At 39.5% G+C, this 16,891-nt stretch carries 13 protein-coding genes; 8 read left to right on the top strand and 5 right to left on the bottom strand.

Translation table 11 applies throughout. The annotated features are described in order from the left end of the window. The first annotated feature begins 169 nt into the window (after window positions 1–169). The 4 genes from ADHAQ_RS0106330 to ADHAQ_RS0106315 all read left to right on the top strand — a co-directional run bounded on the left by ADHAQ_RS0106330 (window position 170) and on the right by ADHAQ_RS0106315 (window position 4,656). A complete protein-coding gene (locus ADHAQ_RS0106330; protein ID WP_026462223.1) occupies window positions 170–1,459 on the top strand; it encodes a nucleotide sugar dehydrogenase in 1,290 nt (429 codons plus the stop codon). 30 nt (window positions 1,460–1,489) lie between these two features. After that, complete coding sequence (galE, locus tag ADHAQ_RS0106325) at window positions 1,490–2,524, top strand: UDP-glucose 4-epimerase GalE (protein ID WP_026462222.1); 1,035 nt, start codon at window positions 1,490–1,492, stop codon at window positions 2,522–2,524. Beyond that, window positions 2,524–3,570 carry a dTDP-glucose 4,6-dehydratase gene (gene rfbB / locus ADHAQ_RS0106320; RefSeq protein WP_211240575.1) on the top strand — a complete coding sequence of 349 codons (1,047 nt, stop codon included), beginning with the start codon at window positions 2,524–2,526 and terminating at the stop codon, window positions 3,568–3,570. Before galE ends, rfbB begins: the two co-directional genes overlap by 1 nt. Window positions 3,571–3,648: 78 nt before the next feature. Further along, the gene (locus tag ADHAQ_RS0106315; protein WP_026462220.1) at window positions 3,649–4,656 is read left to right on the top strand and encodes an SDR family oxidoreductase; all 1,008 of its coding nucleotides are present in this window, start codon (window positions 3,649–3,651) and stop codon (window positions 4,654–4,656) included. Window positions 4,657–4,738: 82 nt separating this feature from the next. Here ADHAQ_RS0106315 and chrA read toward each other — a convergent pair whose 3' ends face one another. Together chrA and ADHAQ_RS0106305 are read right to left on the bottom strand one after the other, a co-directional pair. Continuing rightward, window positions 4,739–5,911 carry a chromate efflux transporter gene (chrA, locus tag ADHAQ_RS0106310; protein ID WP_026462219.1) on the bottom strand — a complete coding sequence of 391 codons (1,173 nt, stop codon included), beginning with the start codon at window positions 5,909–5,911 and terminating at the stop codon, window positions 4,739–4,741. 164 nt (window positions 5,912–6,075) lie between these two features. Further along, entirely contained in the window at window positions 6,076–7,053 is a 978-nt protein-coding gene (locus tag ADHAQ_RS0106305) for an isopenicillin N synthase family dioxygenase (protein WP_026462218.1), read from the bottom strand. Between the two features lie 114 nt (window positions 7,054–7,167). Between ADHAQ_RS0106305 and ADHAQ_RS0106300 the strand changes: the two genes are divergently transcribed. Both ADHAQ_RS0106300 and ADHAQ_RS27115 read left to right on the top strand, forming a co-directional pair. Continuing rightward, window positions 7,168–7,983 (top strand): hypothetical protein, encoded by an 816-nt coding sequence (locus ADHAQ_RS0106300; protein WP_026462217.1) that lies wholly within the window; start codon window positions 7,168–7,170, stop codon window positions 7,981–7,983. 152 nt (window positions 7,984–8,135) lie between these two features. Then, window positions 8,136–10,106, top strand: a complete 1,971-nt coding sequence (locus ADHAQ_RS27115; RefSeq protein WP_051359751.1) for an OmpA family protein — start codon at window positions 8,136–8,138, stop codon at window positions 10,104–10,106. Window positions 10,107–10,192: 86 nt separating this feature from the next. Here ADHAQ_RS27115 and proS read toward each other — a convergent pair whose 3' ends face one another. Further along, on the bottom strand, window positions 10,193–11,671 hold the full coding sequence (proS, locus tag ADHAQ_RS0106290; protein ID WP_026462216.1) for a proline--tRNA ligase: 1,479 nt from the start codon (window positions 11,669–11,671) through the stop codon (window positions 10,193–10,195). Between the two features lie 172 nt (window positions 11,672–11,843). Here proS and ADHAQ_RS0106280 point away from each other — a divergent pair, with 172 nt between their 5' ends. After that, window positions 11,844–13,214 carry a hypothetical protein gene (locus ADHAQ_RS0106280; RefSeq protein WP_157433356.1) on the top strand — a complete coding sequence of 457 codons (1,371 nt, stop codon included), beginning with the start codon at window positions 11,844–11,846 and terminating at the stop codon, window positions 13,212–13,214. A 28-nt stretch (window positions 13,215–13,242) separates the two neighbouring features. After that, window positions 13,243–14,700 carry an OmpP1/FadL family transporter gene (locus ADHAQ_RS0106275; protein WP_026462214.1) on the top strand — a complete coding sequence of 486 codons (1,458 nt, stop codon included), beginning with the start codon at window positions 13,243–13,245 and terminating at the stop codon, window positions 14,698–14,700. A gap of 56 nt (window positions 14,701–14,756) precedes the next feature. Here ADHAQ_RS0106275 and ADHAQ_RS0106270 read toward each other — a convergent pair whose 3' ends face one another. Next, window positions 14,757–15,662, bottom strand: coding sequence for a hypothetical protein (locus tag ADHAQ_RS0106270; RefSeq protein WP_026462213.1), 906 nt, complete (start codon window positions 15,660–15,662; stop codon window positions 14,757–14,759). Between the two features lie 319 nt (window positions 15,663–15,981). Further along, window positions 15,982–16,770, bottom strand: a complete 789-nt coding sequence (locus tag ADHAQ_RS0106265) for an SDR family oxidoreductase (RefSeq protein ID WP_026462212.1) — start codon at window positions 16,768–16,770, stop codon at window positions 15,982–15,984. Window positions 16,771–16,891: the final 121 nt, after the last annotated feature.

Here is a 16,891-nt window from a genome sequence, read left to right as displayed (position 1 = left end):
ATGTCTAGCCAAAAGTATAAGTAGTAAAAAATAATATAAAAATGTAAATAATTAGCATTAGTCCATTAATGCTATAATCATATACAATGAGACATGAGCTTGTTTGAGTTTAAAGTTAGTCTTATAAGCTAAACAAAATCAGGTATACAAGCTATTTTAAAATAAAACTATGTATAATAAGATACTGAATAGAGAAGCCACCTTGGCTGTAATTGGATTAGGTTATGTGGGCTTGCCAATCGCGCTAGAATTTGCAAAGAAGGTAAAAGTTATCGGTTTTGATATCAATGCTGCCCGGGTTGAAATGATGCGCCAACAAATTGATCCGAGCGGAGAATTGGAGGCAGATGCTTTTGTGGGCTGCGATATTGTTTTCACCAATGATATCGAAGTTTTGAGAGAAGCTTCTTTTTTTATTGTAGCAGTACCTACTCCAATTGATGAGCATGCCATGCCCGATTTGAAACCACTGATTGGGGCATCTAATACTGTTGGGAAAGTACTTAAAAAGGGCGATTACGTTGTTTACGAATCCACTGTTTATCCGGGTTGTACGGAAGAAGACTGTGTACCTATTTTAGAAAAGCTTTCAGGGTTAAAATTTTGTGAGGACTTTAAAGTAGGATACTCACCGGAACGAATAAACCCTGGTGATAAGGAGCATACGCTTACCCGAATAGTTAAGGTGGTTTCGGGCTGTGATGAAGAATCTTTGGAGAATATAGCTAAAACGTATGAGTTAGTGGTAGAGGCAGGAATACACCGGGCATCTTCTATTAAAGTAGCAGAAGCAGCCAAGATTATTGAAAATACGCAGCGTGATGTAAATATAGCCCTGATGAATGAGCTTTCCCTCATTTTTGACCGCTTAAACATTAACACCTATGAAGTATTAGAAGCAGCCGGAACTAAGTGGAATTTCCTGAAATTTTTTCCTGGTCTGGTGGGGGGGCATTGTATTGGCGTAGATCCCTATTATTTAACCTATAAAGCAAAAGAATTAGGTTATGATGCCAAAGTAATTTTAAGCGGCCGCACTACCAACGATAGTATGGGTGCTTACATCGCTAAAAAAACCGTACAGCTTATTATAAAAGCGGGTAAAGATATTTCTAAATCGAAAGTTTTAGTAATGGGAGCTACCTTTAAAGAGAATGTGGAAGATATCCGAAACTCTAAAGTAGCAGATGTTATTAATGAGCTAAAAGGGTTTTCTGTAAATGTGGATGTGGTAGATCCATTTGCCAATTCAGAAGAATTAAAGCATGAATATGGTTTTAGTTTAACAGAGGAGCCAGCCCAAGACTATGATGCGGTAATTGTAGCTGTAAACCACCGGCAATATGTTGGTTTGGATGAGGAATACTTTAAAGGTATTGTATCTGACAGAGCTATCTTGGTAGACATAAAGGGTATATTCCGGAATAAAATAAATGATTTAACTTACTGGAGTTTATAATAACTTATAGGTATCTAAACAAACTAAACGTTGGAAACAAAAGGTAAAATATTAGTAACTGGTGGCGCTGGTTATATTGGCTCACATGCCGTAGTTGAATTATTTGAAGCAGGATATGAACCTGTTATTGTTGATAATTTTGTAAACTCAAAAGAAACAGCTTTAAAAGGAATAGCAGCCATTACCCAGCAGGAATTCCCTTGTTATAGGATTGACTGCACAGATAAACAAGCTTTGCAGGATGTTTTCCGGAAAGAACAAGATATAACGGGCGTTATTCATTTTGCGGCCTACAAAGCAGTAGGTGAATCTGTTAAAGAACCACTAAAATACTACCATAACAATGTAGGGTCATTGATAACCTTATTACAGGTAATGGAAGAATTTGGAGTAAATAACCTGGTATTTTCTTCTTCCTGTACAGTTTATGGCATTCCGGATACGTTACCGGTTACGGAAGAAACACCCGTTAAAAAAGCGAACTCTCCTTATGGTAATACAAAGCAAATTTGTGAAGATATTTTAACAGATTTAGCTAATAGCGGGAGTAGCCAGGTAAAAACCATCGCTTTACGTTACTTTAACCCAATTGGAGCACACTCTTCTGCTCAGATCGGTGAATTGCCTCTTGGTGTTCCTAACAATTTGGTGCCTTTTATTACCCAAACTGCTATTGGTATCAGAGAAAAGCTTACGGTATTTGGCAATGATTATGATACACCGGATGGTAGCAATATCCGGGATTATATCCATGTTGTGGATTTAGCGAAAGCACACGTAGTTGCCATTGATCGTTTAATCCAAGGTAAGGCCAAAGCAATTGAAATGTTTAACATAGGTACAGGCCGTGGTAACACAGTTTTGGAAGTAGTAAATACTTTTGAAAAAGTTACCGGGCAGAAGCTGAATTATGAAATAGGTCCCAGACGTCTTGGTGATGTTCCTGCTATTTACGCAGACGTTACTAAATCAACGCAGGAGCTTGGTTTTAAAACCGAATTAGGCTTAGAAGAAGCCTTGTCTAGTGCTTGGCAGTGGGAAGTAAATTTAAAAAACAGTTTATAATGAAAATTTTAATTACTGGTGGTGCCGGTTTTATTGGGTCTCATGTGGTTCGGCTATTTGTAACCAAGTATCCGGAGTATCAAATCTTTAACCTGGATAAATTAACATATGCAGGTAACTTAGAAAACCTGCGTGATATTGAAAATGCGTCCAACTATAATTTTATTAAAGGAGATATAGTAGACGCGGAATTCATAAATAGTATATTCCAGCAAGAAGCATTTGATGCTGTTATTCACCTAGCCGCAGAATCTCATGTTGATCGGTCTATTACAGATCCTTTAGCTTTTGTGTTTACCAATGTTATAGGTACAGTAAACTTACTGAATGCAGCCAAAGAACAATGGAAAGGAAACTTTGATGGTCACCTTTTCTACCATGTTTCTACAGATGAGGTTTATGGATCATTGGGAGAAGAAGGAATGTTTACAGAAGAAACGCCCTACGATCCCCGGTCTCCCTATTCTGCTTCTAAAGCCAGTTCCGACCATTTTGTAAGAGCTTACCACGAAACCTATGGATTGCCGGTAAAAGTATCTAACTGTTCTAATAACTACGGGCCAAATCACTTTCCGGAGAAGCTCATTCCGCTAGCTATTAATAATATTAAGAATGGTAAGCCAGTGCCTGTTTATGGAAAAGGAGAAAACGTACGGGATTGGTTATTTGTAAAAGACCACGCTACTGCTATTGATGCTGTTTTTCATAAAGGTAAAATTGGCGATACTTATAATATTGGAGGCGTAAACGAGTGGAAAAACATAGATCTGATTCGGTTGCTATGCGATATTATGGATGAGAAAACTGGCGAACCCCAAGGGACTTCTCAGCAATTAATAACGTTTGTTACTGACCGGGCAGGACATGACTTACGTTATGCCATTGATTCGTCTAAGATAATGCACGAATTGGACTGGAAACCTTCCGTGACTTTTGAAGAAGGTCTTTCTAAAACAGTAGACTGGTATTTAGAAAACAAAGAATGGCTGCAACATGTAACAAGTGGCAGCTACCAAGATTATTATCAGACCCAATATACAAGATAATTGTGCTGGCAAAGCTAATGCTTAGCTTAATGCAATAAAAATCCAATCTGCAAAAATATACAAATTTATATAAAAGCTGTGTACGAAAAACCCTTTCATAATCAATCATTAGAAAACCTATCGTTTTTAATTACAGGCGGAGCTGGATTTATAGGCTCTAATCTGGTTGAGTATTTGCTAAAATATGGCGCCGGTAAGGTTCGGGTGTTGGATAATTTATCTAATGGTTTCCGGAAAAATATTAAATTCTTTTTAGATAACCCGGCATTTGAAGTAGTGGAGGGAGATATCAGAGAGGTAGATACGTGTATGGCAGCCTGTGAGGGCATAGATATTGTGTTGCACCAAGCGGCTTTAGGATCGGTGCCCCGTAGTATAAAAGACCCGGTTACTACCAATAATGTAAATATTGGTGGTTTTGTAAATATGTTGTTGGCTGCAAAAGAAAAGCAGGTAAAACGTTTTGTTTATGCCGCATCTTCCTCTACTTACGGTGATAGTAAAGCCCTGCCTAAAGTAGAAGATAAAATAGGCAAGCCCTTATCACCGTACGCCGTTACCAAATATGCAAATGAGTTATATGCCGATGTTTTTGGTAAAACTTACGGCATGGAGATTATTGGTTTGCGTTACTTTAATATATTCGGTCCGCGTCAGGACCCGAATGGGGCCTATGCAGCAGTTATTCCTTTGTTTATTGATGCCGTTTTACAAGGTAAATCGCCGCGTATAAACGGCGATGGTGGCCAGACTCGTGATTTTACATTTGTAGAAAATTGTGTTGAAGCTAATATCCGGGCAGCATTGGTTCAGGATCCGCAGGCCGTCAATCAGGTTTATAATATTGCGGTAGGAGACAGAACATCGTTAAATGATTTGTTTAATATTTTAAAAGAAGAAGCCGGAGCTACTATTGAGCCAGAATACGGGCCCGATCGGGCAGGGGATATCCGGGATAGTTTAGCAGATATTTCTAAAGCTAAGCAATTATTGGGCTATGAACCCCAGGTAAGAATTAAGGAAGGATTGCAACGCACGTTGGAATGGTTTAAGAATAATCAGGAATTTATTTATCAGGAAAAGTAAGGTAAGCTATATTTTCCTTGATTAGATGATACCTATAGTTTAACATAATCTATTAATAAAAAGCTGCTCCTGAAGCAGCTTTTTATTTTATAAATATCCCAGCTACTAAGCCAAATAAAATCAAAATGTAAGGAGGAGTTTTAGTCCAGAGTAATAAAGAAAAAGTTATTACTACAATACTAAAGTTTAGCAATGAGTTCTCAATAGGATGATACAGAAGTATAGCAGCTGCGCACACCATGCCAGAACTAACCGCATTGATACCTTCCAGTGATGCTTTTATAATGCGGTACTTTTTTAGTTCATCCCAAAATCGGATTATAAAAAATATTAAAAAAGTGCCTGGTAAAAAAATGCCAACTGTTGCCACAAAAGCGCCTAACAACTGCCCCCAAATGCCATAGCCGCGCATAGCTAGGGTGCCAATGTAGGTGCAAAAGATAAAGGTGGGGCCTGGTATGGCCTGCGATAATGCAAAACCAGAAAGAAATTCCTTAGAAGTAAGGTAGCCTTTAAATTGAACAAATTCTGTATACATGAAAGGTATGAGCACTTGCCCGCCACCAAATATCAGGCTGCCGTTGCGGTAAAAATTTTCAAACAAACGGATTGGTAATAAGCGGGTGGTGCCCCCTAAAATTGCGGCTGTTATCAATACCGCAATAAAAAGGATGAAATTGCTCCATTCTATTTTTATTTTTTTATTCTGTTCCTGAGGGTGGCTCTTAAACCTGAGAGCCGTGACAGAAGCTCCGGATATTAGTAAAATTGGAAAAACCCACGGCGATTTAAAGAAGTAAGAAATAATAGCCGCTAAAACCATCAGAATAACTCCAATCTTAGTTTCTACAACTTTAAAGCTTATTTTATAAGCAGCAAAGGCTACGAAACCAACTGCCATGGGCTGAATAAAACGCATAAAGCTTAAAGGTATGTTGTTGCGGTGCAAATAAGCCATGGCTATTCCGGCAATAGTCATGAGAATGGCTGTTGGAGTAATCCAGACTAGTAAAGTTAAATATGCTAAGTTAGGCCCCCCCACCCGAAAGCCAATAGCCGTAAGGGTCTGGGTAGAAGTTGGCCCGGGGAGTATCTGGCAAAGCGCGTTTAGTTCTATTAATTCTTTTTCGGTTAGGTACCGGCGCTTGTCTACCATTAAACTTAGCATCATAGCAATATGTGCTTGTGGGCCGCCAAAAGCAGTTAAGGCTAGCTTTAGCACATCTTTTAGGAAGATATAATGCCTAAGACTCAAATTAAATTAGGTGGGGTTTAAACTATATTTAACTGATTTCAAAATTAGTTTAAAAGTCTTGCTGCTTTTATCTAATTTATTTATCTAAATATAGTAAGATATTGATTAACAGCAGGAATATAGATGTGCCTATATTTCCTGCTGTTAATTTTTACTTACCAATGTTATTTCTTTTTTAATAAACCCAATTCAATTAAGCGTTCAGTTAAAAAGTCGCCGGCAGTTATATCTGTATAAGCTTTAGGGTTTTCTTCGTCTATGCAGCTCTCTAAACAGGTAAGGTCCATTTCTGAACGTGGGTGCATAAAGAAAGGAATGGAGAAACGCGATGTGTGCATTAATTCTCGGGGCGGATTTACTACCCGGTGAATTGTAGATTTTAATTTATTGTTGGTGTGGCGCGAAAGCATATCACCTACATTAACAATTATTTGTTCTGGCAGAGCGGTTATAGGAATCCATTTGCCATCGCGGCGCAATACCTGTAACCCATCGGCGCTGGCACCCATAAGTAAAGTTATCAGGTTTATATCGCCGTGTTCAGCCGCTCGTACGGCATCAGCTGGTACGCTATCCGGATCCTCAATCGGGAAATAATGGATTTGTCGCAAAATGCTGTTGCCATGGTATACTTTATCATCGAAATAGCTTTCATTTAAACCTAAATAAAGCGCAATGGCTCGTAGCATATTATGTCCAGCCTTTTCCAGTGCCCGGTAAGCCTGTAAAGCCGTTTCTTTAAATTCAGGTACTTCTTCTGGCCAAATATTAGCCGGATAATTTTCTGCTTTTAGTTCCTCATCCGGTAGCTCCTGACCTACGTGATAAAATTCTTTTAAATCACCGGTATTGCGGCCTTTGGCATGTTCTTTTCCTTTGCCTATATAACCACGCTGCCCTGCCAGTTCTGGGCGCTCGTATTTTTGTTTTACTTCATCAGGTAAGGAAAAAAAATTCTTGGCGGCATCGTATAAATCCTGAGTTAAGGTATCGCTCAAACCATGATTACGAATGGCAACAAAGCCAATGTTTTGGAAAGCTTCGCCTAAATTCTGTACAAACTGGTTTTTTTTATCGGCATCTCCGGATGTAAAATCAGCTAAATCCAAAGAGGGTATTTTGTCTAGTAATTGCTCACTCATACTCTTTTCTCGTTTATTGGTAAATATACCGTTTTATAGACTGCAATTTATGGATAATTTATATTTTTGATGTAAATTAGAAACACTCATAACCTCTAAAACCGTATCAGAACTATGAAAAAATCTATAGTATTAGCTGCAACGATTGCTAGTTTGGGCTTTAATGCCTGTAGCCCGTCCAGTCATCAGTCTGCCAGTTCCCAAAGCACCAGCTCCAGTAGTGCCGCAATGGAAAAGGGTGGTTTAAAAGTTTATGCTTTTAACGATTCTCCTAAATTTCCGGATGCTAAATTAAAACTTTCAGAACCAGGAACGGCTAGTTCGGTGCCTGCCGGCGAGGTAACCTTTAATTATCAGTTAGAAAACTACCAATTAACAGCTCAGACAGATGGTTCTGCGCATCACGATCATGCAAATTCGGCCCAGGGGCAGCATATTCATAATATTGTAGATAACGAGCCTTACACAGCTCATTATACTACCACTTTTGCCAAGCCTATGCAGGAGGGCAGCCATGTAGTTTTGTCTTTCTTATCCCGCTCTTATCATGAAAGCTTAAAACATAAAAATGCTTATGATTTACGTATTGTAAATGTGGGAAACAGCACATCAGGCCCGGGAGCTGGTTTTGATGTAAAAGGCAAACATATGTTTTACAGCCGACCAAAAGGAGAGTATGTAGGCAATGACACAAAAAAAATAATGCTGGACTTTTACTTGGTTAATACTGACCTGGCTCGTAGTGGCAATAAAGTACGCGCTACTATAAATGGTACCGAATTTTTAATTGATAAATGGCAACCACATACCATTGAAGGTTTACCAATGGGAGAGAGCACCATTAAACTTGAACTACTAGATAAAAATGGTAACGTTGTACCTGGGCCTTTCAATACTGTGGAAAGAAAAATTACTTTGAAAGCTTCCTAAATAATTCTATCTATAAAGATATTTATATCCGCTTGGATCTATTAAATAGATTTAAGCGGATTCTTTTTTTATTAAAAATTTAAAACTTAATTCATAAATCAGAGTAGAACATATCACTTTATTAATATATAGGAAAATTAATCTGGATGCGAATGAGAAACACGTTTACTCTTATTTTTATTCTTCTTTCCTGGTTTTCTGTATATGCCCAACAAGCTGAACGGACAGCTGTTGCTTATGATTCTGTGTGGCATAACCTTGGGCCTTCTGTAAATTCTAAATACACAGAAGTTAGACCCGTAATTTCCCCGGATGGTAAAACCTTGTTCTTTGCCAGGCAATTTCATCCCCAGAATAAGGGTGGTGCCCGGGATGACCAAGATGTATGGTACGCAACACTGCAAGATGCCAGCGCAAATACTTGGTCTAAAGCGGTTAACCTAGGGTCTCCTATAAACAACCGTGCTCCCAATGGGGTTTGTGCCGTTACTGCAGATGGGAATTCTCTTTTAGTAATAAATACATATAACGCTGATGGTAGTTTGGAAGGAGATGGCGTTTCCATTTCAACCCGAACGGCCAATGGCTGGTCGTTACCGGTAAAAGTAAATATTGATAATTATTATAATAATAACCCAGATAACGTAGATTACTTTCTGTCTTACTCCGGCAAAATATTATTAATGGCGGTAGAAAGAAGAGACGGCTTAGGGGACCAAGATTTGTTTGTGAGTTTTCTACAGGCATCAGGAAATTGGTCTAAGCCTCTAAACCTTGGGAAGCAAGTAAACTCCAGAAAAGCTGATTTTGCCCCCTTTTTAGCAGCAGACGAAAAAACCTTATATTTTGCTTCTGAAGGGCATAAAGGTTATGGCAAAAGCGATATTTTTTATACCAAGCGGTTAGATGATACCTGGCAAAACTGGACGGTGCCGGTAAATATGGGCCGTTCTGTTAATACCTCTGATTGGGATGCTTATTTTACCACTACTGCTTCTGGGCAGCAAGCCTATATTGTTTCTTCTAAAAATGGAACAGAAGGTTCACGCGATATTTTTCGCATGGATATAAAGGAAAAGTTTAAGCCGGAACCGGTAATTTTAGTTAAAGGTCGGGTTTTAGACTCAGAAACTAACCTTCCTTTAAACGCTAAAATAATTTATAGATCGCTGGTAGATGGAAAGGAAATTGGAACTGCCCGCACTAATCCGGTCGATGGCTCCTATACCATAGTTTTGCCTGGTGGTAAAGATTATAGTTTCCAGGTAGAGTCTGTTGGATATAATACAGTTGATGATAAAATTATTGGTACTTCTACAGTTGCTTATAATGAAAAAACTAAAGATATACGACTTGTTGCTAAAGAAGCTAAACCCATTGCTAAAGTAGAAGCAACTCCTGTAGCGAATGAAGAAGTTAAAGCGGTTCCTAAGGAAGAGATTAAGCCATTACCGGCAGAGGAGGTAAAACCAGTAGCAATACCAGAGGCTATAGCGGTAGTTAAACCATTGGTTAAAGAAGTAGCAAAACCAGTAATAAAGGCAGAAGCGAAGCCTAAAGCTGAAGAAGTTGCAAAGCCGTTAGTTAAAGCAGTTGCTAAAGCACCAGTAAAACCCAGAGTTAAAGAGGAGAAGCCGGTAGTTAATGAAGAAACAAAATTTACCTCTAAACCTAAAAGACAAAGAGTACCCGTTGAAGATAGTAGAATCAGGTTTAACGTAAATATGATTCTCTTTGAACAAAGTAAGTATGTGTTGCTAGATCCATCTCTGGAGGAATTGGAACGTTTAACTGAAATACTAAAAGAAAATCCCAATTTTGAAATAGCAGTACAAGGTCACACGGATAACCAGGGCGACCAGAAGGCGAATTATATTTTATCACAAAATCGGGTAAAAGTGGTTAGAAATTACCTGATAGCTCAGGGTATTTCAAAAAAGCGTATTTATACCCGTGGCTATGGCAGTACGAGGCCCGATTTTAGCAATTATATAGAAGAAACCAGAAGATTAAACAGACGGGTAGAATTTGTGTTATTAGCTAAGGTTGGCGACAAAAAGCAAAACCAACGGTATCAGGTGGTAAGCATGGAAACGCCTAAAAAGTTATTAACTAGCCAATAAGCCTATTTGATTTAATTGATACTAAGCAATAAAAAAGGCCGCTATTAATAAGTTATAGCGGCCTTTTTTATTATTAAAAATTTGGTTTAATATGCCCGGGCAAAATACACTCTTTTGCCAGATGGCTTGCCCGTAACCATACAAGAGCCTTCTTCTGGTTCAGTTTGTAAAGCTATACAACGGATAGTGGCCTTGGTTTCTTCTTTGATGCGTTCTTCTGTTTCCGGAGTTCCGTCCCAATGTGCTAATACAAAACCGCCTTTTTTATTTAGTACCTCCTTAAACTCCTCGTAAGAATCTACTTTAGTAGTGTGTTCTTTCCGGAAATCTAAGGCCTTCTGGAAAATATTTTCCTGGATGTCATGTAGCAAACCTTCTACAATAGTTTCAATATTTTCCAGCGGGTAAGCCTTTTTTTCTTTTGTATCGCGGCGAGCAACTTCAGCAGTGCCATTTTCTAAATCGCGGGCACCAATTGCTATCCGTACTGGTACACCTTGTAATTCATACTCAGCAAATTTCCAGCCTGGCTTTTGGGTATCGCGGTTATCATATTTAACCGAAACGCCTTTAGCCTCCAAGTTCTTCTTAATCTCGTTAGCTTTCAAACTGATTTGTTCTAGCTGGGTATCATTAAAAAATACAGGCACAATAACTACTTGTATAGGAGCCAGTTTAGGAGGTAATACCAAACCAGCATCATCAGAGTGAGTCATGATTAAAGCACCCATTAAGCGGGTGCTTACTCCCCAGGAAGTACCCCAAACATGCTCTAAACCACCTTCTTTAGTAGCGTATTTAACATCGAAAGCCTCTGCAAAATTCTGGCCTAAAAAGTGCGAAGTACCGGTTTGTAAAGCTTTGCCATCTTGCATCAAGCTTTCAATACAATAGGTTTCTACGGCACCGGCAAAACGCTCATTAGGGGTTTTAATGCCTTTTACTACTGGTACCGCCATATACTTTTCTGCGAACTCGGCATAAACATCCAGCATTTGTTCGGTTTCGGCAATAGCTTCTTCTTTGGTAGCGTGGGCTGTGTGGCCTTCCTGCCATAAAAATTCTGCCGTACGTAAGAATAAACGGGTGCGCATTTCCCAGCGAACTACGTTTGCCCACTGGTTTACCAGAATTGGAAGATCCCGGTAAGATTGGATCCAGCCTTTATAGGTGTTCCAGATCACGGCTTCACTGGTAGGCCGTACAATCAGTTCTTCTTCCAGTTTTGCTTCGGGGTCCACCATTAACTTACCCTTGGCATCCGGATTAGTTTTTAGTCGGTAGTGCGTTACTACAGCACACTCTTTTGCAAAGCCCTCTGCATTTTTCTCCTCGGCTTCAAATAGACTTTTAGGAACAAATAATGGGAAGTAGGCATTCGAATGGCCGGTTCTTTTAAACATATCATCCAGCACCCGTTGCATCTTTTCCCAAATGGCATAACCATAAGGTTTTATAACCATACAACCCCGTACAGAGGAGTTTTCGGCTAAGCCGGCTCTTTTTACTAACTCGTTATACCAACCCGAATAATCTTCGCTTCTTTTTGGTAAGCTTTTGCTCATTTTTATTATTATATTTGTAGTATAGTTATCCTATTATATTTTGGTATAAGATTTGCTTTATAAAAAACATATCAATCTTGCCCAAAATTACGTTAAATAAATATATAAAACTGTTACTTGGAGGCGCGATTGTTTTAATTTTTATTCCAGGTATTCTTTATTCACCACGGCGATGAGAAATATAGACAAATTATTCATTTTACCTTTGCTCGCAGCCTTAACCGTAGGTTGTAGCGTTCCGACCTCCATGCAGTCATCGGAATACGATGACGTTTATTATACTTCCAAAGATAAAACCATAATCCAGGATAGTTATGTAGTGGCTGCCAGCCAGGCCGCTCAGAATTCTGCGCAGGCTCCTACCTCGGGAGCAAGTAGTAATGCTGACGTGCAAAACCCCGAATATTCGGCAAGATCTGGTAATGCTACCAATAACAATAACTCTCAGGATTATTATAACCCTAACTTTAGTGAAAACGATTATTATTATGCTTCTCAGTTAAGTCGTTTTCATACACCGTATATTGGCCGCTCTTATTTTGATTATGGATTTACCAGCAATTACTGGTATAACCCTCGGTTTTTAGGCAGTACTTTCTATGATCCTTTTTATGGTTATGGCGGGTATGGTTTATATGATCCATTTATGTATTCAGGCTACCCAGGTTGGGGCTGGGGACATCCTCGGTACTCTACTAATATAGCTATTATGATTGGCCGCCCTTATGGTTTCGGATGGGGAGGCCTTGGCTATGGAATGGGTTACGGCATGGGCTTTGGCAATCCGTACGGGGGGTATAACCGTTATTACAATAACTTTGCTAACAGCGGATATGGTTACGGTGACAACAATGCCCGCCGGGTGCAATATGGCCCAAGAACAGACAGAAGTAGTGTGCCAGGTGGTGGTGCGGTAAATGCCGGTAGTCGGCCACGGGGAGATATAGGTGCTCCTAATAATGGAGGTATGGCAAATCCTTCCGGTAATACTGTTCGGAACGGTCGCAGGGCAACTGGTGCAGAAACCGTTGGAGAACAAAACCAGGTTATCATGAACGACTCTAATTTGGGCCGGGTAGAAGACATTAATCGTGGAGACCGTCGTGCGCGCCGGATAGATAATGCAGCTGGGTTAGAGAATACGCCAGCTCAGCTTCCAAACAATGGCAACATGGAGAGAGGACGCCGGGGCCGGTCTTATGAAATTCCTTCAACTCCTTCTGGCCAGCCGGATAATAACATTAATACAAGTCCAGCTCAGCTTGAGCAGCAACCTAATCGGGAGTTCCGTACACGGCGCATGGAACAGCAGCCAACTTATCAGCCGCAGCAGCGTCAGGAGCGTACCCGGGAAATATATCGCTCTGAGCCAACTTATCAGGCGCCTGCCAGAACCCGCTCTTATGAAATGCCAAGTAGCCAGCCTACCTATAATGGTGGCAATTACAATGGCGGTAGCCGCAGCAATGGTGGCTTCGGCGGCGGAGGTGGCGGTGGCTACAATGGTGGTGGCGGAGGCGGTGGAGGCCGCAGAAGCCGATAGTTAATCCTTTGTAAAAATAAGAAAACACATGAAATCGTTTATAATTTTAACCGGTCTGGCAATGCTTTGCCTGACCGGGAAAGTTTATGCCCAAAACGAGGAAGATGCGTTACGCTATTCTCGACTTGATTTTGGAGGTACAGCCCGTACTCAGGGTATTGGAGGTGTGCAAACCGCTATTGGAGCTGATGCCGGTAATTTATCCGGGAACCCCGCCGGTTTAGGTTTATTCCGCCGGTCGGAGTTTTCCTTATCTCCTGCTATCAGTGGTAATAATACTTCCAGTGTGGTTGGTGGTAGTACCTCTGTAGATCAGCGTAATAACTTGAATTTTTCTAACTTCGGGGTGATATTTGCTAACCGGAAAAGCGATGGCGAAGGAGGCGGTTGGCGAGGTGGTGCATTTGGCATCGGTTTTACCCGCCAGAACACCTTCCACAATAAGTTTAACTATTCGAACTTAACCGGAGAAACAGACTTCTCTATTGTAGAATCAATAGCCGAAAAAGCTAACCGTTTTGGGTTAAGTACCAACGGGAATTTAGAAAATTTAGAAGATTTAGCTTACGAAACTTACATCATTGATTATGATAATACTAATCAGGAGTATTTTGCCGTAAACCGGCAGGGAAGAATTCAGCAGTCGGAAGATGTTTTAAGTAAAGGTGCTCAAAATCAATGGGATTTTTCTTACGGTGCAAGTTATAAAGATAAATTATACGTAGGTGCTTCCCTGGGTTTATCCTCTTTACGGTTTACACAGCAGCGTATTTACCGGGAAGTAGAAAACAACCCTAACACGCCGTTTCAAAATTTAACCTTGCGCGACGATTTGACAACTACTGGAAATGGATTAAATGCTCGTTTAGGTTTGATCTACAGGCCTTTAGATCTCATTCGTTTTGGTGCAAGTTTTCAAACGCCAACCTATTTCTCTATGCACGATGACTATTCCACTTCGCTGGATACCAGGTTGAACCAGTCTTATTCTGAATCAACGGACCCAGGTGAATACCAATATAACTTAACTACGCCAATGCGTGCTACCGGTGGCGTTGCAGTGTTTTTAAATAAGTATGGTTTTATTTCCGGTGATGTTGAGTATGTAGACTATAGCAGTGCCCGCTTAAAGGATCCTGCAGATAATGCCGGGTTCCAAGGTATTAATAATACCATCAGTACAAAGTATGCTTCTGCTGTAAATTTAAGATTAGGTGCTGAAGGACGGTTCGATATATTTAGAGTTCGGGCAGGTTACGCGTTGTATGGTAGTCCGTATAAAAACGATGCCTACGACCGGCAAAAATCTTTTGTAACGCTGGGTGGTGGTATTAGACAAGCTAACCGCTTTTTTGATGTTGCTTTTGTGAATACAGCTTATAATTCAGTTTATTCGCCGTATACCATAAGTGATAACTCGCAGCCCGTAGTGGTTACTAAAAATCGCTATAATAACTTATTATTTACTTTCGGAATCAACTTCTAACTGGATTTCCCCTAAAAAGAAAAGGCTGCTAATTTTAGCAGCCTTTTCTTTTTACCTTATTTCTGAACTTTCACAATGTAAGGCATCCTGATTAAAATAGAATCATTTTTTTGCCTATCAAAAGCAGTTACAAAATTTATTATTTTAATTAACCCTATTTTTTCCTGACCAATAGTACCTGTTTTAAAAGCAACCACTTGTCCTTGTTTTAAAGTAGGTATGGTATTACTGGCATCGGTAGCATTACTATATGCACTTTCTAAACTACTTATTGTTTTAACGCTATTAAATTCTTTTACAGTAAGATTGGTAGTTTTAAAACTAGTATTGTTAAAGCTTTTTAAATTAACAGTTTCAGGCGACGTTTCCGGGGTTGGCTGTTCAAAGTAGAAATTGATTTTATTACGAATCTGAATATTTTGCCGAACAACATTACCCGGGTAAACCGTACCATCCGTTACAGAAAAGTACTGGAGGTTTTCCACATTAGATTTTCTGTAAAAGTAAGTTGAGTCTGTATAAAAAGGCCGGTTTTGGCTATTGGTAGAAGTAGTAGTAATTCTATACCTTTTAGAGTAAACTTTGTTATTGCTATCCTTAATTTCAAAATTCCATACTTCATAGCCAGTTAAAGCACGGGTGCTAAAGGTAAAGAGCATGGCATATTCCTCCGCATTTAAAGTAGAGTCTAAATAAGTAGTGAGGTTTTTAGCATCCGTAGTATCATAGGTATAAGTAACTTTAAAATTCTGAAATTTATTACTGGCCGGTGTACGGGCATAAATAGAAGTAGATAAAATTTCACCTCCTCTAACATTACTCCGATTGGTGGTAGTTAAGTTGTTTCCGGAGGCAAACAATAATTCTGTCCGGGGTTCCGGATCTGAATTACATCCGGTAAAGAGTATTAATATTATAAAGCCGGATAAAAAGTATTTTCTGATACGTTTCAGTTTAAGCATGTAGGTTTTAATTCTGACAAAAGCATTATGCTTTTCTTAACGTTGTAAAATTATTAAATCTTACGGATAAGCTGATTTAATTTATAAATTTGGTTATTGGGGTTTTACCTAAAGCTTGTAAATAGATGGGTATTATAAAGGAAACTAATTATTAGCTTATCAAATTCTTACTTGCAGGTAAAGGCATAAAGTTTAGGAGCAATAGTAACTGGTATACCGTTGCTTTGGTTGAAGGTATAGAAAGATCGTAGTATAAGCCCGCAATAGCTTATTCACTTAAAAAGCAATTGCGGGCTTTTATTATTTGATAATTATGCTGTCATAAGCTTGTAATGCGACCACCATCTACCTGGATGCTTACCCCATTAATATACGCGGCGGCAGGAGTAGCTAAAAAAGCGGCTGCAGCAGCTACTTCTTTCGGTTCTCCAAAGCGGTTGGCCGGAATTGTTTTTAACATTTCTGCTTCAATATCGGCCACTGCCTGACCTGTCTTCTCGGATTTACTCTGTATTATAGAAGTATGACGACTTGTAACTGTTGCACCTGGCAACACATTATTTACCGTAATTCCAAAGCTGCCCAATTCAAAAGATAACGTTTTAGCCCAGCTGGCTACTGCACCCCGGGTAGTATTGGAAACTCCTAAACCCGGAATGGGTTGTTTTACTGAGGTAGATATAATATTAATAATACGACCGAAGTTTTGTGCTTTCATTGATGGTACTACAGCTTGCACCAGAATATGATTACACAATAAATGGTTAGAAATAGCTTGTTTAAACTCTTCTAAAGCGGCATCTAAAATTGGTCCGCCAGCAGGTCCGCCAGTATTGTTTACCAGAATATGTATGGCTGATTTTTGATCTGCGTACGCTTTGATTTTTTGTGCCAGTACGTCAGGTTTGTTAAAATCAACGCATATATAATCATGGTGCTGCCCTTGGCTACTATCTAATTCCTGTAGCGTTTCTTCCAGTTTTTCTTCGTTCCGGGCTATTAGCGTAACAGATGCGCCTAATAATGCTAACTCGATGGCAGTGGCTTTACCAATGCCTTGGGTACTGCCACAAACAATGGCTTGTTTATCTCGTAAGTTTAAATTCATAACTTAAAAATAAGTAAAATTGGTATAGTGCGTTAAAATATTGAGCAAAGTAAATATTTGCCCGCTTTTTTCTAATTTCGAATCCGAATACGCAACATGCTTGATTTACGAGATTTTCAGA

It is taken from the genome of Adhaeribacter aquaticus DSM 16391 (assembly GCF_000473365.1).
GTDB classification, from domain to species: Bacteria; Bacteroidota; Bacteroidia; order Cytophagales; family Hymenobacteraceae; genus Adhaeribacter; species Adhaeribacter aquaticus.
This window is presented reverse-complemented; position numbering and strand designations above follow the sequence as displayed.

Excerpts from the sequence above, each read along its gene's own strand:
- ADHAQ_RS0106300 (WP_026462217.1), top strand. The coding sequence starts at position 7,168 with ATGAAAAAATCTATAGTATTAGCTGCAACGATTGCTAGTTTGGGCTTT.
- ADHAQ_RS0106265 (WP_026462212.1), bottom strand. The coding sequence starts at position 16,770 with ATGAATTTAAACTTACGAGATAAACAAGCCATTGTTTGTGGCAGTACC.
- ADHAQ_RS0106275 (WP_026462214.1), top strand. The coding sequence starts at position 13,243 with ATGAAATCGTTTATAATTTTAACCGGTCTGGCAATGCTTTGCCTGACC.
- ADHAQ_RS0106330 (WP_026462223.1), top strand. The coding sequence starts at position 170 with ATGTATAATAAGATACTGAATAGAGAAGCCACCTTGGCTGTAATTGGA.
- ADHAQ_RS0106280 (WP_157433356.1), top strand. The coding sequence starts at position 11,844 with ATGAGAAATATAGACAAATTATTCATTTTACCTTTGCTCGCAGCCTTA.
- rfbB (WP_211240575.1), top strand. The coding sequence starts at position 2,524 with ATGAAAATTTTAATTACTGGTGGTGCCGGTTTTATTGGGTCTCATGTG.
- ADHAQ_RS27115 (WP_051359751.1), top strand. The coding sequence starts at position 8,136 with ATGAGAAACACGTTTACTCTTATTTTTATTCTTCTTTCCTGGTTTTCT.
- ADHAQ_RS0106270 (WP_026462213.1), bottom strand. The coding sequence starts at position 15,662 with ATGCTTAAACTGAAACGTATCAGAAAATACTTTTTATCCGGCTTTATA.
- ADHAQ_RS0106305 (WP_026462218.1), bottom strand. The coding sequence starts at position 7,053 with ATGAGTGAGCAATTACTAGACAAAATACCCTCTTTGGATTTAGCTGAT.
- proS (WP_026462216.1), bottom strand. The coding sequence starts at position 11,671 with ATGAGCAAAAGCTTACCAAAAAGAAGCGAAGATTATTCGGGTTGGTAT.